This is a genomic window from Mesorhizobium sp. 131-2-1 (assembly GCF_016756535.1).
GTDB lineage: Bacteria > Pseudomonadota > Alphaproteobacteria > Rhizobiales > Rhizobiaceae > Mesorhizobium.
In genome coordinates, this window is record NZ_AP023247.1 from 342,208 (window position 1) to 362,677 (window position 20,470).

Annotated in this window: 14 protein-coding genes; 7 read left to right on the top strand and 7 right to left on the bottom strand. The window is 65.2% G+C overall.

Annotated features, from left to right (window positions below):
- Positions 1-80: 80 nt before the first annotated feature.
- Positions 81-2,699 (top strand): caspase family protein, encoded by a 2,619-nt coding sequence (locus tag JG743_RS01615; RefSeq protein WP_202297501.1) that lies wholly within the window; start codon positions 81-83, stop codon positions 2,697-2,699.
- Between the two features lie 161 nt (positions 2,700-2,860).
- Positions 2,861-5,332 (top strand): DNA topoisomerase (ATP-hydrolyzing) subunit B, encoded by a 2,472-nt coding sequence (gene gyrB, locus JG743_RS01620; protein WP_202297503.1) that lies wholly within the window; start codon positions 2,861-2,863, stop codon positions 5,330-5,332.
- A gap of 57 nt (positions 5,333-5,389) precedes the next feature.
- On the opposite strand, the gene JG743_RS01625 is transcribed toward gyrB, so the two are convergent.
- The 3 genes from JG743_RS01625 to JG743_RS01635 are packed head-to-tail and all read right to left on the bottom strand — an operon-like array spanning position 5,390 to position 9,522.
- Positions 5,390-5,755 carry a hypothetical protein gene (locus tag JG743_RS01625; RefSeq protein WP_202297505.1) on the bottom strand — a complete coding sequence of 122 codons (366 nt, stop codon included), beginning with the start codon at positions 5,753-5,755 and terminating at the stop codon, positions 5,390-5,392.
- Positions 5,745-7,436 carry a hydantoinase B/oxoprolinase family protein gene (locus JG743_RS01630; protein ID WP_202297507.1) on the bottom strand — a complete coding sequence of 564 codons (1,692 nt, stop codon included), beginning with the start codon at positions 7,434-7,436 and terminating at the stop codon, positions 5,745-5,747. Before JG743_RS01630 ends, JG743_RS01625 begins: the two co-directional genes overlap by 11 nt.
- Before the next feature lies 1 nt (position 7,437).
- On the bottom strand, positions 7,438-9,522 hold the full coding sequence (locus tag JG743_RS01635; protein WP_202297508.1) for a hydantoinase/oxoprolinase family protein: 2,085 nt from the start codon (positions 9,520-9,522) through the stop codon (positions 7,438-7,440).
- A 220-nt stretch (positions 9,523-9,742) separates the two neighbouring features.
- Here JG743_RS01635 and JG743_RS01640 point away from each other — a divergent pair, with 220 nt between their 5' ends.
- The 5 genes from JG743_RS01640 (at position 9,743) to JG743_RS01660 (ending at position 16,227) form a co-directional block, all read left to right on the top strand.
- Complete coding sequence (locus JG743_RS01640; protein WP_202297509.1) at positions 9,743-10,570, top strand: ferredoxin--NADP reductase; 828 nt, start codon at positions 9,743-9,745, stop codon at positions 10,568-10,570.
- Positions 10,571-10,790: 220 nt separating this feature from the next.
- Complete coding sequence (gene deoC / locus JG743_RS01645; protein ID WP_202297510.1) at positions 10,791-11,837, top strand: deoxyribose-phosphate aldolase; 1,047 nt, start codon at positions 10,791-10,793, stop codon at positions 11,835-11,837.
- A 51-nt stretch (positions 11,838-11,888) separates the two neighbouring features.
- Complete coding sequence (locus tag JG743_RS01650) at positions 11,889-14,264, top strand: aldehyde dehydrogenase family protein (RefSeq protein ID WP_202297511.1); 2,376 nt, start codon at positions 11,889-11,891, stop codon at positions 14,262-14,264.
- A gap of 191 nt (positions 14,265-14,455) precedes the next feature.
- Positions 14,456-15,187, top strand: a complete 732-nt coding sequence (locus tag JG743_RS01655; protein WP_202297512.1) for an SDR family oxidoreductase — start codon at positions 14,456-14,458, stop codon at positions 15,185-15,187.
- Between the two features lie 194 nt (positions 15,188-15,381).
- The gene (locus JG743_RS01660; RefSeq protein ID WP_202297513.1) at positions 15,382-16,227 is read left to right on the top strand and encodes a fumarylacetoacetate hydrolase family protein; all 846 of its coding nucleotides are present in this window, start codon (positions 15,382-15,384) and stop codon (positions 16,225-16,227) included.
- A gap of 204 nt (positions 16,228-16,431) precedes the next feature.
- Here the strand turns inward: JG743_RS01660 and JG743_RS01665 are convergent, their stop codons facing one another.
- Genes JG743_RS01665 through JG743_RS01680 form a run of 4 tightly spaced genes read right to left on the bottom strand, consistent with a single transcriptional unit; the run spans position 16,432 to position 20,285 of the window.
- Complete coding sequence (locus JG743_RS01665) at positions 16,432-17,430, bottom strand: ABC transporter ATP-binding protein (protein ID WP_202297514.1); 999 nt, start codon at positions 17,428-17,430, stop codon at positions 16,432-16,434.
- A 16-nt stretch (positions 17,431-17,446) separates the two neighbouring features.
- Positions 17,447-18,508 (bottom strand): Gfo/Idh/MocA family protein, encoded by a 1,062-nt coding sequence (locus JG743_RS01670; RefSeq protein WP_202297516.1) that lies wholly within the window; start codon positions 18,506-18,508, stop codon positions 17,447-17,449.
- Positions 18,505-19,344: a carbohydrate ABC transporter permease gene (locus JG743_RS01675; protein ID WP_202297518.1), complete on the bottom strand. Its 840-nt coding sequence runs from the start codon at positions 19,342-19,344 to the stop codon at positions 18,505-18,507. Before JG743_RS01675 ends, JG743_RS01670 begins: the two co-directional genes overlap by 4 nt.
- Positions 19,345-19,355: 11 nt before the next feature.
- Positions 19,356-20,285 carry a carbohydrate ABC transporter permease gene (locus tag JG743_RS01680; protein WP_202297520.1) on the bottom strand — a complete coding sequence of 310 codons (930 nt, stop codon included), beginning with the start codon at positions 20,283-20,285 and terminating at the stop codon, positions 19,356-19,358.
- Positions 20,286-20,470: the final 185 nt, after the last annotated feature.

Sequence of the window (20,470 nt, forward strand, 5' to 3'; positions counted from 1 at the left end):
GGCCGGCATACGCTCCCGGCTTGTTCGCGCCATAAAGAGATGAAATGCTCCGGCAAAAGACCGGTCGGGGCGGTTTGGACTTGCGTTTTCTGCTTGCGCTATTGCTGATCCTGTTTACGGCCGCCACCGCGGCGGCGGAGCGGCGCGTGGCGCTGGTGATCGCCGATGACGACTACCGGCTGATCCGGCCGCTCGCCAATCCAATCAACGACGGCGAGGCGATGGAAGGCGCGCTGAAGAGGCTCGGCTTCGAGGTCGTGCTCGAGACCAATCGGGACCTGCGCCGCACGCGCCGCGCGCTCGACGATTTCCGCGAGGACGCCAAGGGCGCCGACGTGGCGCTGGTCTATTTCTCCGGCCATGGCGTCGAGATCTCCGGCGACAACCGGCTCTTGCCTGTCGACGCCGACGCCTCCTCGCTTGCCGCGCTGGAGAAGACCAGCCTGCCGCTGGAAGAGGTGCGCGAGGCGGTCGCCAACACGGCCAAGGTCGGGCTGATCGTGCTCGACGCCTGCCGCAGCGATCCCTTTGCCGGCGCAGGCGGCGAGGGCCGCGGCGCGACATCGCTGGCCAAGGATGCCGCCGACAAGGTCCGGCCGGGTCTCGGCCGCGTCGGCCGGGCGGAGAACATCCTGTTCGCCTTTGCCGCGGCGCCCGGCGAAACCGCCGCCGACGGGTCCGGCCAGAACTCGCCCTTCACCGCGGCGCTGACGAAATATCTCGGCACCGACGGGCTCGAGATCCGCTCGGTGCTGACCCTGGTGCAGCAGGAAGTCTACGACCTCAGCCGCGGCAAGCAGCTTCCCTATGTCGAAAGCGGCCTGCCGCAGTTGTTCTTCGCTGCTTCGACCAAGGAGCAGCTGCCGGAGCGCGAGCGGCTGCTGCTGGCCATGGCCGATGTGACGCCGGAAATGCGCGGCGAGGTCGAGCAGATCGCCAGCGACGCCGACATGCCGCTGGCGCCGCTCTATGGCGCGCTGATCAGCGCCGACACCAGCCACCTGTCGGCCGAGAGCCTGAACGCCAGGCTGCGCGAGGCGGCCGACGCCTTCGTCAAGGTGCGCGGCGAGATGACGACGCTGGCCTCGGACGACCCGCAAGTGACGGCGCTACGCCGGCAGGCCGAGGAGCAGCTCTCGCTCGGCGCCTTCGATGCCGCACGGGCGAAACTTGCCGAGGCTGCCGACATCGACAGCACTTCGCGCAAGGCGCTGAAGGCCAATTTCGTCAGCCGCACGCTGTCGGAGGCCGCGACGCGCTACCTGTCGGCAGGGGCGGCGCGCGCCGACCTCGACTATGCCGCCGCCATCCGGGATTACGAAGAGGTGCTGGCGCTTTACGGCGAAGCCGGGCAATCGTCGCTTGCGCTCGACGATGCCGACCGCCAGATCCGCACGCTGGACGAGCTCGGCAAGCTCTACATCACTGTCGGCAACACCGCTGCCGCCGGGCGCGCATATGAGGCGCTGCTTGCCAATCTCGAGCAGCGCGTGCGGCAGGAGACCGACCCCAGCGTGCGGCGCGACCTCGCCGTCAGCCACACCAAGCTCGGCAACGTCAGGATGACGCAAGGCAACCTGCCGGCGGCGCTGGAGAACTACCAGACGGCGCGCACGATGCTTTCCGAGCTGACCGCGGCCGATCCCGGCCAGTTGGAATGGTTCGGCGACCTCGCCATGAATGACGACAAGATCGGCAACGTTTTGGTGACGCAGGGCAATCTGGCCGGCGCCGCGCGGGCCTATCAGGAAAGCCTGTCGATCAAAAAGGAGCTCGCCGGCCATGAGCCGGAGCGCGACGACCTGCAGCGCGAGCTGACGATCACCTATGACGAGATCGCCAGCCTCGCCCGTGCCGCCGGCCGGCTGGACGATGCGCAGACGGCCTATGAGGAAAGCCTGCGCATACGGCTGGCGCTGGCGGCGAAAGACCCGGATGATGCCGAGCGGCAGCGCGACGTCTCGGTCAGCCATGACACGATCGGCGACCTCAAGCGCGAGCGCGACGATCCCGCCGGTGCGCTCGCAGCCTACCGGGACAGCCTGGACATCGTCGAGCGGCTGGCCAGTCGCGACCCGGACAACACCGAACTCCAGCGCGATCTGTCGGTCGGCAACACCAAGGTCGGCAATGCGCTGAAGGACCAGGACAACTGGCCGGCAGCGCTCTCGTCCTACCGCCAAGCGCTGTCGCAGGCCCAGGCGCTGGCCGACAGCGACCCGGACAACACGGACTGGCAGCGCGACCTCTCGGTCAGCCTAGAGAAGGTCGCGGGCGTGCTCGCCATCCAGGGCGACCGCGAGCGCGCGCTCAAACTCTATCTCGACAGTTTCACCATCGTCGACAGGCTGGCCAGGCTCGATCCGGCCAATTCCGACTGGCAGCGCGACCTGTCGATAACGCTGTCGGAGATCGGCATGCTGAAGGCCAAGCAGCGCGACATAAAGGGCGCGCGGAAGGCTTTCGAGGACAGTCTGGACATCCGCCAGCAGCTCGCCCAGTCCGACCCCGACAACGCCACCTGGCAGCGCGACCTGGTGGTCGCGATGATCGATTACGCCCAGGTCGCCAGCAACCCGAAGGCCGTGCTTTCCGAGGCGCTCGACCGTACGCTGGAACTCGACCGCAGCGGCCGGCTGGCGCCGCGATACAAGTTCATGATCAAGTTTCTCCAGGATAGGCTGACCAGGACAAAATAGGCCGTGGACAGGCCCGGTCCAAGCAACCGGCCATCGCGCCCGGAAATGCCGGCAAACCTTGGAAAAACCGGCATTTGCGCCTATATCTAGGACATCAAAACGGCGCGATTCGGAGCCACCTTCCAGCGCTGTGCCAGCAGCCATCAATCAGACAGGTTTTCATGAGCGATCAGACTGAAAGCGCCAATGGCGCGGAAGCCGAGTACGGCGCCGATTCCATCAAGGTTTTGAAGGGGTTGGATGCTGTCCGCAAGCGGCCGGGCATGTATATTGGCGACACCGACGATGGCTCTGGCCTGCATCACATGGTCTATGAGGTGGTTGACAACGCCATCGACGAGGCGCTGGCCGGCCACGCCGACCTGGTCTCGGTGACGCTCAATCCCGACGGATCGGTCACCGTCATCGACAATGGCCGCGGCATTCCGACCGATATCCACTCCAGCGAAGGTGTCTCGGCGGCCGAAGTGATCATGACGCAGCTGCATGCCGGCGGCAAATTCGACCAGAACTCCTACAAGGTGTCGGGCGGCCTGCATGGCGTCGGCGTCTCGGTGGTCAATGCGCTCTCCGCCTGGCTCAAGTTGAAGATTCGCCGCAATGGCGAGATCTACGAGATGGGCTTCACGCACGGCAATGCCGACGCGCCGCTGAAGGTCACCGGTAGCTACGAGCAGGACAAGCGCCCCGGCACCTATGAGGGCCGCAGCGGCAGCGAGATCACCTTTTTCCCGTCGGCCGAAACCTTCACCATGGTCGAATTCGACTACGGCACGCTCGAGCACAGGCTGCGCGAGCTCGCCTTCCTCAATTCCGGCGTGCGCATCGTGCTGACCGACGCCCGCCACGCCGACCTCGTGCGGCACGAGCTGCACTATGATGGCGGCCTCGAGGAGTTCGTCAAATATCTCGACCGGGTCAAGAAGCCGCTGATCCAGACGCCGATCGCGATCCGGGCCGAGCGCGACGGCATCACCGTCGAGGTAGCGATGTGGTGGAACGACAGCTACCACGAGAACGTACTGGCTTTCACCAACAACATCCCGCAGCGCGACGGCGGCACGCATCTGGCCGGCTTTCGCGCGGCGCTGACCCGGCAAATCACCGGATATGGCGAGTCCTCCGGCCAGACCAAGAAGGAGAAGGTGTCACTGACCGGCGACGACTGCCGCGAAGGATTGACGGCGGTGCTGTCGGTCAAGGTTCCCGACCCGAAATTCTCCTCGCAGACCAAGGACAAGCTGGTCTCCTCGGAAGTCCGTCCGGTGGTCGAAAGCCTGGTCAACGAGGCGCTCGGCACCTGGCTGGAAGAGCATCCGGCCGAAGGCAAGGTCGTGGTCGAAAAGGTGATCCAGGCGGCCGCGGCCCGCGAGGCCGCGCGCAAGGCACGCGACATCACCCGCAAGAGCACGCTCGGCGTCACCTCGCTGCCGGGCAAGCTCGCCGACTGCCAGGAACGCGATCCGGCGAAATCCGAAATCTTCATCGTCGAGGGTGACTCGGCCGGCGGCTCGGCCAAGGGCGGCCGCTCGCGACAGAACCAGGCCATCCTGCCGCTGCGCGGCAAGATCCTCAATGTCGAGCGCGCGCGCTTCGACCGCATGCTCAGCTCCGACATGATCGGCACGCTGATCACAGCGCTCGGCACCTCGATCGGCAAGGACGAGTTCAACGCCGACAAGCTGCGCTATCACAAGATCATCCTGATGACCGACGCCGACGTCGACGGCGCCCACATCCGCACGCTGCTGCTCACCTTCTTCTTCCGGCAGATGCCGGAGCTGATCGAGCGCGGCCATCTCTACATCGCCCAGCCGCCGCTCTACAAAGTGACGCGCGGCAAGAGCTCGCAATACATCAAGGATGAAAGTGCGTTCGAGGAGTTTCTGATCGGCTCGGGGTTGGAGGAAGCGTCGCTTTCGCTTGGCTCCGGCGAAGTGCGGGCCGGACAGGATCTGCGCAGCGCCATCGACGATGCGCTGGCGGTGCGCCAGCTGATCAACGGGCTGCATACGCGCTACAACCGCGGCGTGGTCGAGCAAGCCGCGATCGCCGGTGCGCTCAACGCCGATGTGCTTGCCGACCTCGGTCGCGCCAACGCCATGGCCGAACGCGTCGCCGGGCGTCTCGATATCATTGCCGAGGACACGGAGCGCGGCTGGACCGGCCGCCTGTCGACCTCCAATGAAGGCGTCGGCGGCTATGTCTTCGAGCGCATGGTGCGCAGCGTCAAGGAATTCGCCCAGCTCGACGCCGGGCTGGTCAATTCGGCCGACGCCCGCCAGCTCGACCGCTATGCGCCGCGCCTGACCGAAGTCTACGGCACCCCACCCGTGCTGCGCCGCAAGGATGTTTCCGAGACCATTTCGGGGCCGCTGGCGCTGCTCAACGCGGTGTTCGCAACCGGCCGCAAGGGCCTGACCATGCAGCGTTACAAGGGCCTCGGCGAGATGAACGCGGAGCAGCTCTGGGAAACCACCCTCGACCCGAACGTGCGCTCGCTGCTGCAGGTCAAGGTCAACGATGCAACCGACGCCGACTCGCTGTTCTCGCGGCTGATGGGCGACGAGGTCGAGCCCCGGCGCGAGTTCATCCAGGACAACGCGCTGTCGGTCGCCAATCTGGATATCTGAAGCCGGCTTACATCGGCGCCTCGGCGAAGCAAATTGCTGGCCGAGATGCCGACCTAACTAACGGGTCGACTTCTCGATTGCGCTCAAGGAAGATAGCCCGCGCAGCGGCGGTTCGCCTGCCTGGCCATAGGCGTTGATCAACTTTTCATCGTCATCGCTTTTGTAAGTCGCCGGGATGCCTCTTATCTGCGCTGGCATATCCCAATCGGCTGGACGGTCCTTGGGCGAGAACCGTCGGCAGTGTTCGACTTCAACCCAGTGTCGCCGAAGCCGAAGACAATTCTGCAATCCATCGTCCCCATAGCCGAATTCGACGCCGCAACAATCGCAGATGTTGTATGAGGGCTGTCGACCGTCCTCACCCCAAGGCAAGTCCGGAAATTGGCTCAGGCCGCAGACGCGGCACTTGAACTTATCCTCCATCGACGCCGAACATCTCCCTGGCCTGTTCGGCTGTATAGTAGCCGAGCCGGACATCCTCGGCGACCTGCTTCGGGTCGCGCTGGCGCGGGTCGCCGTACCCGCCGCCGCCCGGCGTGCCGACCCGCACGCGATCGCCGGCTTTCAGCGCGATGTCCTGCTCCTTCGACAGATGCGGCGGCACATGCGCCTCACCGCCGCGGAACACCGTCACCGTGTTGGGCGCGCCGTCCTTGCCGCCCAGCGCACCCTGCGGCCCGAAGCGGCCATGGTCCATAACGAAGGAGGCGCGGGCGTCGCCACGCAGGATCTCGACCTCATAGGCGAGGCCGAAACCGCCGCGATGCTTGCCGGCGCCGCCGGAGCCTTCGCGCAGGGCATAGTGGCGGTAGAGCACCGGAAAGGCCTGCTCCATGATCTCGACCGGCGGCGATTTAGAGATGCCGATGGTGGAACAGCCATTGGTCAGGCCGTCATGGCCGGCATTGCCGCCATAGCCGCCGCCAGAGATCTGGTACATGACATAGTCGCGGCCGCGCGCGGGATCGTTGCCGCCAAGCGCGAAATTGCCGCTGGAGCCGGCGGGCGCCGCCGTCACCTTGTCCGGCAGCGCCTGTACCATGGCCGCGAACACGGCCTCGGCGATGCGCTGCGAGACCTCCGCGGCGCAGCCCGAGACCGGGCGCGGATAGCGGGCATCGAGGAAGGTGCCTTCCGGCCGCTTGACATTCAGCGGCTCGAAAGCCCCGGCGCTGATCGGCACATCCGGGAAGATATGGCGCATGGCGAGATAGACCGACGATAGCGTCGTCGCCAGCACGCTGTTCATCGGCCCGGCACAGGGTTTTGATGAGCCGGCAAAGTCGAAGGTCAGCGTGTCGCCCTGCTTTTCGACGGCAAGCGCAATGGTCAGCGGCTCGTTCACCACGCCGTCGGAATCGACGAAAGCCTTGGAACGGTAGGTGCCGTCGGGAATGGCCGAAATGTTGGCGCGCATCTGGTCGGCAGCGCGCCGGCGCAGCTCGGCGATCGCCTCGACGACCGTTTCGTCACCGTAACGATCGAGGATTCCGTTGAGCCGGTCCTGCCCGATCAGCAGCGCGGCGGCCTGCGCGCGGATGTCGCCGATGCGCTGGTCGGCGACGCGGATGTTCGAGCAGATGATGGCGTAGATCTCGGGATCGAGCTCGCCCTTCTTGAACAGTTTCACCGGCGGCAGCCTGAGGCCTTCCTGCTCGACGGCGGTCGCCGAGGCGGAAAATCCGCCCGGCACAGAGCCGCCAATATCCGGCCAGTGGCCGGTGTTGGACAGCCAGCAGAATATCCTTCCGCCCCGGTAGACCGGCATGACGAAACGCACATCCATCAGATGGGTGCCGCCGAGATAGGGGTCGTTGACGATGTAGATATCGCCGGGCTCCGGCGGCAGGCAGCGCCCGTCGGCGATCATCTCGATCACCGTCTTCGTCGAATATTGCATGACGCCGACGAACACCGGCAGGCCCTGGCTGCCCTGCGCGATCAGCGAGCCATCGACCGCCGAATAGATGCCGTCGGAACGGTCATTGGCCTCGGCGATCACCGGCGAGAAGGCCGCGCGGGAAAACGTCAAATCCATCTCGTCGCAGACCTGCTGCAACGCGGCCTGCAGCACCGAAAGCGTGATCGTGTCGAGCGTGCTCATATCAGGCCTCGCCGATGTCGATGATGATGTTGCCGTCGGCATCCGAGCGCGCGCGGTCGCCGGGCTCGAGCACCGTGGTGGCGTCCATCTGTTCCAGGATCGCCGGCCCTTCGATGACGGCATCGATCGGCAGCTTCTCGCGGCTGTAGACAGGCGTCTCGTGCCAGGACCCATGATACCAAACCGGCCGGGTCTCGCGCCGCGCCTCCTCAAGCGTCGCCGCGCGCCCTCCGGGATCGATCAGCCGCGACAGGTCGATGGCCGGCCGCACGCCGGTGACCGATGTGTTGAGGTTGACGAGGTTGGCGCGGATCTCCGGCAGCTCGACCTTGAAGCGGGCGAAATATGCCTTTTCGAACAGGTTCTGCAGCGTCGCGCGTGTCACCGAGGACGATGGCAGCGGCACGTTGATGATGTGCGTCTGGCCGACGAACTGCATGTCGGCGGAGTGCGTGACGCGGATCGTCTCCGGCTTCACCGCTTCCTTGGCGATCAGCTCATCGCCTTCGTTCCGGTGTCGTTCCAATAACGCGTGAAGCGAAGCTTCATCGAGCAGCGCGACCGGCTGGTTGACCGTGTTGACGAAGTCATGCCGCAGATCCGCGACGACGCAGCCAAGCGCGTTGGTGATGCCCGGCCGCGCCGGCACCAGCACTTTTGGCAGGCCAAGCTCGCGCGCCAGCGCCGTCGCATGCAGCGGCCCAGCGCCGCCGAAGGCGAACAGGGCGAAATCGCGCGGGTCATGGCCGCGCGACACCGACACCATGCGGATGGCGCCCGCCATCTTCATGTTGCCGAGCCGCAAGATTGCGCCAGCCGCCTCGACGCCGGAAAGGCCGGTGCGCTTGCCGATCCTGTCCTCGAATATGCCGGTGACGCACTCGACCGTGACCGGATTGTCGACCGCGAGCAGCTTCTTCGGCGCCAGCCGCCCCAGCACCAGGTTCGCGTCGGTGATGGTCGGTTCCGTGCCACCGCGTCCGTAGCAGATCGGGCCGGGATCGGCGCCTGCGCTTTCCGGGCCGATCTGGATCAGGCCGGCCGCGTCGACACGGGCGATCGAGCCGCCGCCGGCGCCGACGGTGTGCACCGCCACCATCGGCACGTGGATCGGCATCGCATATTCGATCTCGATCTCGTTGGACACCGCAGGCTCGGCGTTGCGGATCAGTGCCACGTCGGTCGAGGTGCCGCCCATGTCGTAGGTGACGAGGTTCTCGAAGCCGGCACGCTTGCCCGTATAGGCTGCGGCGATGACTCCGGAGGCCGGGCCCGACATCACCGTCTTTGCCGATTCCCGGGTGACGAAGCGGGCCGAGATCATGCCGCCATTGCCGTTCATGATGAGGAAGTCGCGGGCATAGCCCTTCGCCGCCAGTTCCTTGCGCAGCCGCTCGACATAGCGCTCGAGGATCGGCTGCACCGAGGCGTTGACCGAGGCGGTTACGCCGCGCTCGAATTCACGCGCTTCCGACAGCAGCGCATGGCCCGTCGTGATGTATCCGTTCGGCCAGATCTCCCTGGCGATCGCAGCCGCGCGCCGCTCATGCGCCGGATTGGCGTAGGAGTGCAGGAAGTGGATGACGAGCGACTCGCAGCCAGCGTCCAGCAGCCTCTGCACCGCGTCGCGCATGCCGGCCTCGTCGAGCGGGATGCGCACCGCTCCCGATGCCTCAACGCGCTCCGACACCTCGAGCCTGAGATCGCGCGGAATGACCGGCACGAACGTCCCCGTCATGCCGTAGGGCTGCGGCCTGGTGCGCCGGCCAAGCTCGATCACGTCGCGAAAGCCCAGCGTGGTGATCATGCCGGTCCTGGCCAGCCGGCGCTCCAGCACCGCGTTGGTGGTGGTCGTCGTGCCGTGCACGATGAGGTCGATGCCGTCGACTGCAAAGCCGGTGGCGCCGAGCGCCGAAACCACGCCAAAAGCCTGGTTTTCGACCGTCGTCGGCGTCTTGGCGATGTGCACCCTGCCGCCGTCCTTGCCGTCGATCAGGATGAGGTCGGTGAAGGTGCCGCCGACATCGATGCCGGCGACGACGCTGCCCAGGGAATCCCGCGGTTGCGCCGAAAAATTCTCTTTCATTGTCGAAACCCGAAATGCGCGGACTACGGATATGCCTCGGTTTGGAAAGGCGTTTTACGCTACCATCTTGACGCAAATATCATTTGTATACTAATAAATTCCGGACACAAGAGCTTACCGCTTGGCAGTGTGCGAGGAGCACGCCGGAACCTGACCGTTCGGGCGTGCAGGAGAAGGTTTGGCGCCAGCGCCTTAAGCTTGGGCCAGAAGGTTGGGTTTGATGAACACCACATCCGCGTTGAACGCCGCCGGCGCCAAGCCGCTGCAGTTCCCTATCCCGGCCAATGTCTATGCCGAAACCGTCGTCTCGGTGAAGCATTACACCGACCGGCTGTTCTCGTTCCGCATCACCCGGCCGCAGTCGCTGCGCTTCCGCTCCGGCGAGTTCGTCATGATCGGCCTGCCCAATGCCGAGAAGCCGATCTTTCGCGCCTATTCGGTCGCCAGCCCGGCCTGGGACGACGAGCTGGAATTCTTCTCGATCAAGGTGCCGGACGGTCCGCTGACCTCGGAACTGCAGAAGATACAAGTCGGCGACACCGTCATCATGCGCCAGAAGTCGACGGGCACGCTGGTGCTCGACGCGCTGACGCCAGCCAAGCGCGTGTTCATGATCTCGACCGGCACCGGCATCGCGCCCTTCGCCAGCCTGCTGCGCGATCCCGACACCTATGAGAAGTTCGACCAGGTCATCCTGACCCATACCTGCCGCGACAATGCCGAGCTCACCTACGGCCAGGAGCTGGTGGCAGCGCTCGAGAACGACCCGCTGATCGGCGAGCTGACCGGCGGCCGCGTCACCCTCTACAACTCGACCACGCGCGAGGACTCGGCACGCATGGGCCGCATCACCGCGCTGATCGGCTCCGGCAAGTTCTACACCGACCTCGGCATCGACAAGCTCAATCCCGAGACCGACCGCATCATGATCTGCGGCTCGATGCACATGCTGAAGGACGTCAAGGAACTGGCCGAAAGCCTCGGCTTCCAGGAAGGTTCGCTCAGCCATCCTGCCAGCTTCGTCGTCGAGCGCGCCTTCGTCGGCTGAGTGATAGCCGGCGCCCCAGCGTCCGCCAAATCGAGGTTTTGACCATACGGTCAAAAATCAGCTGCTTTCGCGGCCTTTTTCCGCTATGAACCGTTTGAGGACTCGTGGAGCACTGCTTCACGGGCTATCTTCGTGTGCGTCGCCCAACAGCGCCGAGCGGTTTGGGCATACGACAGGCACCAAGGCATAGAGCGCAAGCCGCTGAATGGAAGGGCAGGAGATGAGCAGCACAATCCGCGACGCCGACCTCGGCGCGTCCAAGGTCACCTCGCTGCCGGCGCGCGCCGCCGCGAACACCCCTGTGCCGCAAGGCCATATTGCGCGCAATCCCGGCATGCGGCTCGATCTCGGCTTCCTGGAATCGGTTCGCAGCGTCAACCGTTCGGCACTGGAGCGCCGCGTCGCCACGCTGACCAAGCGGCGTTCGATCAAAGCCGACAACCAGGCGGCATGGCTGCTGCGCGCCGTCGCCTGCATGGATCTCACCACGCTGAACTCCAATGACACGGACGAGCGCGTGCGCCGGCTCTGCGCCAAGGCGATCAACCCGTTCCGCCGTGACATCGTCGAGGGGCTGGGCATTGCCGGCGAAACCATCCGGCCGGCCGCGGTCTGCGTCTACCATCCTTTCGTCGCCACCGCCGTCGATGCGGTGCGCGGCACCGGCATCCATGTCGCCGCCGTGTCCACCGCTTTTCCGCACGGTCTGGCGCCGCTGTCGACGCGGCTGCAGGAGATCGAGGCCTCGGTCCGCGACGGCGCCGATGAGATCGACGTCGTCATTCCGCGCGGCCTGGTCTACGGCGCAAAATGGCAGGAGCTGTTCAACGAGATCGTCGCCATGCGCGAGGCCTGCGGCGAGGCGCATCTCAAGGTCATCCTCGGCACCGGCGACCTCGCCACGCTGCGCAACGTCATGCTGGCCTCGATGGTGGCGATGATGGCGGGCGCCGACTTCATCAAGACCTCGACCGGCAAGGAGAGCGTCAACGCCACGCTTCCGGTCGGCCTCGCCATGGTGCGCGCCATCCGCGCCTATTTCGAGGAGACAGGCTACCTCATCGGCTTCAAGCCGGCCGGCGGTATTTCTACGGCCAAGGTCTCGCTCGACTGGCTGGTGCTGATGAAGGAAGAACTCGGACGGCCGTGGCTTGAGCCGGAGCTGTTTCGCTTCGGCGCATCCAGCCTGCTCACCGACATCGAGCGCCAGCTCGAGCATCACCTGACCGGGCATTATTCGGCCAATCATCGCCACGCGATGGCTTAGCCCGCGAAGTCGCCCGCCAAGAACGAAAACCTCCTGCGGTAGGAGCGCCCCATGAACATTCTCGAACGCTATCACGCCATGGAGTACGGCCCGGCGCCGGAGGCGCGCAACGAGGCGGATGCCTGGCTCGCCGCGCGCGACTTCTCCAAAGCGCTGTTCATCGGCGGCGAGTGGAAGGCAGCGGCCGGCGGCAAGACCTTCGACACCAGCGAGCCATCCTGCGGCAAGCTGCTGGCCAAGGTTTCGGATGCCGGCGCCGCCGACATCGATGCCGCGGTCGCGGCCGCCACCAAGGCGCTGCCTAAGTGGAGCGCCAGCTCAGGCTACCAGCGCGCCAAGGTGCTCTACGCCATCGGCCGCGCCATGCAGCGCCACCAGCGGCTGTTTGCTGTGCTGGAATCGATCGACAACGGCAAGCCGATCCGCGAAAGCCGCGACATCGACGTGCCGCTGGCCATCCGCCACTTCATCCACCATGCCGGCTGGGCGCAGGCCCTGGACAGGGATTTCCCCGAGCACAAGGGGGTCGGCGTCGTCGGCCAGATCATCCCGTGGAACTTCCCACTGCTGATGCTGGCCTGGAAGATCGCGCCGGCGCTCGCCGCCGGCTGCACGGTGGTGCTGAAGCCGGCCGAGTTCACGCCGCTCACCGCCGTGCTGTTCGCCGAGATCTGCGAGCGGGCAGGCGTACCGAAGGGCGTCGTCAACATCGTCCAGGGCGGGCCGGAAGCGGGCGCGGCCATCGTCAACCATCCCGGCATCCAGAAGATCGCCTTCACCGGTTCGTCAGAGGTCGGCAAGATCATCAGGAAGGCGACCGCCGGATCGGGCAAGAAGCTGTCGCTGGAGCTCGGCGGCAAGTCTGCCTTCATCGTCTTCGAGGACGCCGATCTCGACAGCGCCGTCGAGGGTCTGGTCGACGGCATCTGGTTCAACCAGGGCCAGGTCTGCTGCGCCGGCTCACGCCTGCTCGTGCAGGAAGGCGTCGCCGAGGCCTTCATCGCCAAGGTCAAGGTGAGGATGAGCCGGCTGCGTCTTGGCAGTCCGCTCGACAAGAACACCGATATCGGCCCGCTGGTCGATTCGACCCAGCTCGACCGTGTCAAGGGGCTGGTCGCCGAAGGGGCAAAGCAGGGCGCCGTCTGCTGGCAGCCGGACGCGGTGTTGCCGTCTACCGGCTACTACCACCTGCCAACACTGGCCACAGGTGTTTCGCCGGCTAATATTCTTGCCCAGGAAGAGGTGTTCGGGCCGGTGCTTGCGACGATGAGCTTCCGCAACACCGAGGAGGCGATCGAGCTCGCCAACAACACGCGCTATGGGCTCGCCGCCTCGGTGTGGAGCGAGAACGTCAACCTAGCGCTGCATGTCGCGCCGCAACTGAAGGCCGGCGTCGTCTGGGTCAACGGCACCAACATGTTCGATGCCGCTTGCGGCTTCGGCGGCTATCGCGAGAGCGGCTTCGGCCGTGAGGGCGGGCGCGAAGGCATGTATGAGTATCTGACGGCCAAGCTGCCGCTCGGGCCGGTCATCAAGCCTGCGGCACTCCCTTCGGCCCAGCCGGTAGAGCAGGCGGATGGCGCCGCCATCGACCGCACGGCAAAGCTGTTCATCGGCGGCAAGCAGGTCAGGCCGGACGGCAACTATTCGCTCGCAGTCGCCGGTGCCAAGGGCAAGCTTGCCGGCGAAGTCGGGCTCGGCAGCCGCAAGGACATCCGTGATGCGGTTTCCGCCGCCCGCGGGTGCAAGGCCTGGCCGGAGGCGACCGCCTTCAACCGCAGCCAGGTGCTCTACTACCTGGCGGAAAACCTGTCCGGCCGCGCCGACGAATTCGCCGCCCGCCTCGTCCAACTGACCGGCGTGACGGCCAAGGCCGCGCGCGAGGAGGTCGAGCAGTCGATCGAACGGCTGTTCCTCTATGCCGGCCTGACCGACAAGTTCGAGGGCCGCGTGCACCAGCCGCCGGCTCGTGCCGTCACACTCGCCCTGCACGAGCCGGTCGGCGTCGTCGGCGTCGTGGCGCCCGACAACCAGCCGCTGCTCGGCTTCATCTCGCTGGTGGCGCCGGCGCTTGCCATGGGCAACACCGTGGTCGCGGTGCCTTCCGAACGGCACCCGCTGCTTGCCACAGATCTCTATCAGGTGATCGAATATTCCGACCTGCCGGCCGGCGCCATCAACATCGTCACCGGGCGCAGTTCCGAGCTTGCCGGCGTCCTGGCCAAGCACGACGATGTCGACGGGCTCTGGGTGTTCGCCGATGCCGACACCTGCACGAAGGCGGAGGCCGACTCCATCGGCAACCTCAAGCGCGTCTGGAGCGGCAATGGCCGCAGTCTCGACTGGGCGTCAGAAGACGCCGCCGGCGAGACGTTCCTGCGCCGCGCCATCGAGGTCAAGAACGTCTGGGTGCCTTACGGCGACTAACGCAAGGCCGATTGCCGCGTTTGCCGCAGGCCTTCAGGCTTGACGGGTCCAAAAATGTTCTTTAACGAGAAAAAACAATTGGCCTGTGAGCGACCACCCGCGCAGGCGGCACGGTAGGTGCCGTCTGGCACATTGCGCCTGGGCCGGATGCGCCTAAAAACCGGGCGGCCCAGACAGCGAGGAGAGTGAGAATGGCGGATCTGGCAGGCAAGGTGGTTGTCGTCACCGCGGCGGCGCAGGGCATTGGCAAGGCGAGCGCGCTGGCCTTCGCCAAGGCAGGCGCGACAGTCTATGCAACCGACATCAATGAAGCGCTGCTGGCCGAACTCGCCAAGACAACAGGAATAAAGGCCCGCAAACTCGACGTGCTCGACGATGCAGCCGTGTCCGCGACCTTCGCGGACATCGGCCGGGTCGACGTGCTGTTCAACTGCGCCGGCTTCGTCCATGCGGGTTCGATCCTCGAGATGAAGGACGCCGATCTCGACTTCGCCTTCAACCTGAATGTGCGCGCGATGATCCGCACCATCCGCGCCGTGCTGCCGGGAATGCTGGAGCGTGGCGACGGATCGATCATCAACATGTCTTCGGTCGCCGGCGCCGGCAAAGGTGTGCCCAACCGCTTCGCTTACGGTGTCACCAAGGCCGCCGTCATCGGCCTGACCAAGGCGATCGCCGCCGATTATGTCGCCAAGGGCATACGCTGCAACGCCATCTGCCCCGGCACCGTCGAGAGCCCGTCGCTGCAGGACCGCATGCATGCGCAGGGGGATTACGAAGCCGCCCGCGCCGCCTTCATCGCCCGCCAGCCGATGGGCCGGCTGGGCACGCCGGAAGAAATCGCCGATCTCGCCGTCTATCTGGCCGGCGCCACCTATACGTCGGGGCAGGCCTACAATATCGACGGCGGCTGGTCGATCTGACTTCGTTCCGGAACAGTTCGGGCGGTCCGGATCGAGAAGTCTGAAAATCCTGCATGCCGGTCGCCTGAAGCGGTCACCGCGCTTGCCCGGGATCAGCTCGATAGGTACGGTCCGGCCGGTTTCCGCCAGGGGAGCAATCGCCTCGGCGGAGAGTTTGCAACGGCTGCGAGGCCGCAAGTAGGAGAAAGAAATAGATGAAACTGCTGCGCTATGGCGAGGTGGGGAGCGAACGTCCCGGCCTGCTCGATCAGGATGGGACAATCCGCGATCTCTCGGCCTATGTCGCCGACATCGGCGGCACGGCGCTTCATCCGGTCTCGCTCGACATGCTGTCCAAGCTCGATGCGAAATCGCTGCCGGCGGTTTCCGGCAATCCACGCATCGGCGCCTGCGTCGCCGGCACCGGCAAGTTCATCTGCATCGGCCTCAACTATTCCGACCATGCCGCCGAGACCGGCGCCACCGTGCCGCCGGAGCCGATCATCTTCATGAAGGCAAGCTCGGCCATCGTCGGGCCGGATGACGACGTGCTGATCCCGCGCGGCTCGGTCAAGACCGACTGGGAGGTCGAGCTCGGCGTGGTCATCGGCAAGACCGCCAAGTATGTCTCGGAGGCCGAGGCGCTGGATTACGTCGCCGGCTACTGCGTCTCGCACGACGTGTCGGAGCGCGCCTTCCAGGCCGAACGCCAGGGCCAGTGGACCAAGGGCAAGAGCTGCGACACGTTCGGCCCGATCGGCCCGTGGCTGGTCACCAAGGACGAGGTGGCCGACCCGCAGAACATCAAGATGTGGCTGACCGTCAACGGCAAGACGATGCAGAACGGCTCGACCAAGACCATGGTCTATGGCGTCGCCTATCTGGTTTCCTACCTCAGCCAGTTCATGTCGCTGCATCCGGGCGACATCATCTCCACCGGCACGCCGCCCGGCGTTGGGCTGGGCATGAAGCCGCCGGTGTTCCTGAAGGCTGGCGACGTCGTCGAGCTCGGCATCGAAGGCCTGGGCCAGCAGAAGCAGACGTTCAAGGCGGACGCGTAAGGCGCGACTCCCCTTCTCCCCCTGTGGGAGAAGGTGGATCGGCGCGCAGCGCCGAGACGGATGAGGGGTGCTGGAAGAAATGAGGCGCTGAAAATACGGTGCTTGGAAGCGCCAAATTGCTCGACGCGGTGATCCTTCCAACACCCCTCATCCGTCGCCTTCGGCGACACCTTCTCCCACAGGGGGAGAAGGAGAGGCTGGCGCCTACTTCAGCACCTTCCCATCCGCCCCAAACCGATACGTCTTCGCCGGATCCGGCGTCGCGTACAGGATAGCGCCCGGCTCGGCGTTGTAGACGCCGAAGATGCGCACGGTGATCAGGCCGGCCTTTTCGCAGTCGAGATAGAGGTTGGTGTCGGCGCCGAGATGCTCGGCATGCACCACCGTGCCCTTCCAGGCGCCGGATTTCGTGTCGACGGTGAGGTGCTCGGGCCGCACGCCGACGGTCTTGGCCGTCTCGCCAAGTCGCGCGCCGTCGATGAAGTTCATCTTCGGCGAGCCGATGAAGCCGGCGACGAATTCATTCGCCGGCGAATTGTAGAGCTCCATCGGGCCGCCGATCTGCTCGATGCGGCCGGCGTTCAGCACGACGATCTTGTCGGCCAGCGTCATCGCCTCGACCTGGTCGTGGGTGACGTAGATCATCGTCGCCTTCAGCCGCCGATGCAGTTGCGCGATCTCCAGACGGGTGTTGACGCGCAAGGCGGCGTCGAGGTTCGACAGCGGCTCATCGAAGAGGAAAAGCTTCGGCTCGCGCACCACGGCGCGGCCGATGGCGACGCGCTGGCGCTGGCCGCCCGAAAGCTCGGCCGGACGTCTTTCGAGATAGGGCTCTAGCGACAGCATCGAGGACGCGATGCCGATGCGGCGGTCGATCTCGGCCGCCGGGGTGCCGGCCTGCTTGAGGCCGAGGCCCATATTGTTCTTCACCGTCAGATGCGGATAGAGCGCATAGGTCTGGAACACCATGGCGATGCCGCGTTTGGCCGGGGGCGTGACGGAGACGTCCTGGCCGTCGATCACAACCCGTCCGGAGGTCGAATCCTCCAGGCCGGCGATGACCCGCAGCAGCGTCGACTTCCCGCAGCCGGAAGGGCCGACGAAGACGACGAACTCGCCGTCATTGACCTCGAGGTCGATGCCCTTCAGCACCTCGACCGGCCCGAAAGCCTTCTTCACATTCTCGATGTTGAGCGAGCCCACAATATCGTTCCTAGCTTTAGAGTTTGACGGCGGCGCCGCTGCGCACGCTCTCGTCGGCGGCAAGGCAGACGGCGAGCGACTTGACCGCGTCGTCCATGTGCCGGGTGAGGTCGATGTCCTCGCGGATGGCCTTGAGCAGGAAGGCCTGTTCGAGGTCGCAAAGCTCCTGGTGGCCGGGCTCGCCTGCCATCGACAGAAGCTCGTCCTGTTTGGCGAATCTGCCGTCAGGCCCGGTCGCGGCACTGTGCAAGCGGATGGTCGAGGTCTTGGTGTGGGTATCGATGTCGTCGGACCTGATGCCTTCCTTCATGACGATCGACACGCAGCCTTTCGGCGAGATGACGTCCTTCACGAAGAAGGCGGTCTCCGAGATCATCGGACCCCAGCCGGCCTCGTACCAGCCGACCGAGCCATCCTCGAACAGCACCTGAAGGTGGCCGTAATTGTACATCGATGGCGCGACCTCGTCGGTCAGCCTGACCCCCATGCCGCGCACCTCGACCGGGTTGGCATCGGTGATCTGCAGCATCACGTCGAGATAATGCACGCCGCAGTCGACGATCGGCGACGTCGTCTGCATCAGCTGCTTGTGCGTGCCCCAGGTATGGCCCGAGGATTGCTGGTTAAGATTCATGCGGAACACGTAGGGGCCGCCGAGCTTGCGTGCTTCGGCGATCAGCCGCACCCAGGATGGGTGGTGGCGCAGGATATAGCCGATCACCAGTTTCCTGCCGTTGGCCTTGGCGGCGGCGACGACGCGCTTGGCGTCGGCCACCGTCGTTGCCAGCGGCTTCTCGACGAAGACGTGGCAGCCGGCCTCGAACGCCCTTACCGCATAATCGGCATGGCTATCCGAATAGGTGGCGATCGAGGCGACGTCGGGCTTCTCCTCGCGCAGCACATCCTCGAAGGAGCGCCTGATGCCATAGCCACCAAGCCCTTCCGGCAGCGGCACGTCGGAGCGGTTGACGAGTGCGGCGATCTCGAAGCCCGGGTTGTTGTGGTAGGCCAGCGCATGGCTGCGGCCCATATTGCCGAGGCCGGCGACGACGACGCGAAGTGGTCTTTCTGCACTCACTTGACGGCTCCAGACGTGATGCCGCGGATCAGCTGCCGCGAGAAGATGACGTAGAGGATCAGCACCGGCAGGATCGCCAGCGACAGCGCCGCCAGGATCGCGTTCCAGTTGGTGACGAACTGGCCGAGGAAGAGCTGGGCGCCGAGCGTCACCGTCTTGGTCTCCTCCGATGGCGCCAGGATCAGCGGGAACCATAGATCGTTCCAGATCGGGATCATGGTGAAGACGGCGACGGTCGCCATCGACGGGCGCACCAGCGGCAGCACCAGCCGGAAGAAGATCGTGTATTCCGACAGCCCGTCGATCCTGCCCGCATTCTTCAGGTCGTCGGAGACCTGCTTCATGAATTCCGACAGGATGAAGATGGCGAGCGGCAGGCCCTGCGCGGTGTAGACCAGGATCAGCGCCGTCAGCGTGTTGACCAGCCCGCTCGCCACCATCAGCTGCAGGATGGCGACGGTGCCGAGACGGATCGGGATCATGATGCCGAGCGCCAGGTAGAGGCCCATCATCGTGTTGCCGCGGAAGCGGTATTCCGACAGCGCGAAGGCGGCCATGGCGCCGAACAGCAGCACGAAGAACAGCGAGGCGACGGTGACGACGAGGCTGTTCTGGAAATAATGGATGAAATCGCCCTGGCCGATCACCGTGGTATAGCCGATCAGGTCGAAAGTCCCGGGCGTCGGCGGCGTCAGCGGCGCGCCGAAGATCGCGGCGCGCGACTTGAACGAGTTGACGATGACCAGGATCACCGGAAACAGCGCGATCGCCGTATAGGTCAACAGGATCGCGTGGGCGCCGATGGTGCGGGGAAGCGAATGGGTTGCGGTGCTCATCTGTCGCCCCCTCAGAATTGATAGCGACGCAGGCGCGTCTGGATGAGGAACAGGTAGACGCAGACGCCGCCGAGGATGATCAGGAACATCATCGTGGCGATCGCCGCGCCCATGTTGGGATCGCCGACCTGCAGCTGGAAGCCGAAGAAGGCGCGGTAGAGGAAGGTGCCGAGGATGTCAGTGGAATAGTTCGGCCCAGCGAGCGCGCCTTGTGCGGTGTAGATCAGGTCGAAGGCGTTGAAATTGCCGACGAAGGTCAGGATCGAGATGATGCCGATCGACGGCAGGATCAGCGGCAGCTTGATCTTCCAGAACTGCGCCATGCCGGTGACGCCGTCGCATTCGGCCGCCTCGATCACCTCGTCCGGGATCGACAGCAGCGCCGCGTAGATCAGCATCATCGGGATGCCGACGAACTGCCAGACCGAGATCAGGCTGAGCGCCGTCAGCGCATACTGCTCCTTGCCGAGCCAGGGCGTGAACAGGCTCTTCAGGCCGACGAAGTCGAGCAAATGCGGCGCCACGCCCCACAGCGGCGACAGGATCAGCTTCCAGGCGAAACCGACAATGACGAAGGACAGGATCGTCGGCACGAAGATCGCCGTGCGGTAGAAGGCGGCGAACCGCAGTCGCGGACTGGAGAGCAGTGCGGCAAGCAGCACGCCGATCGGATTCTGCACCAGCATGTGGATGATGAAGAACCAGACATTGTTCCTCAGCGCGTTCCAGAAGTTCACCGACCAGTTGGGGTCGCCGAACAGCGTGCGGAAATTGTCGAACCCGACGAACACCTGTGCCTGCTCGATGTTGCGAAACAGCGAGAGCTGCAGCGTGCCGGCGAGCGGCAGGATCATGATTGCCGTGTAGACAAGCACGGCCGGCGCCAGGAAGACGCCGATGTGCCAGCGGGTCGGTCTTTTCGGTCGTGTTTCTGCGGCCATGAGTTCGGTCCCCGCCGTCTCTCGGTTCCAAATCGTATGATGCTAGATGATGCCTCTATGCACGGCCTGATCGTCCCCTTCGGAGAGGACAAGGCCCGCGACTGCGCGGCTTCGTCTTCCCCGCAAGGTGAGGGTAAGACCGAGAGGCGGCGCCGACAATCGCTATCTAGAAACTGTCCGAATGC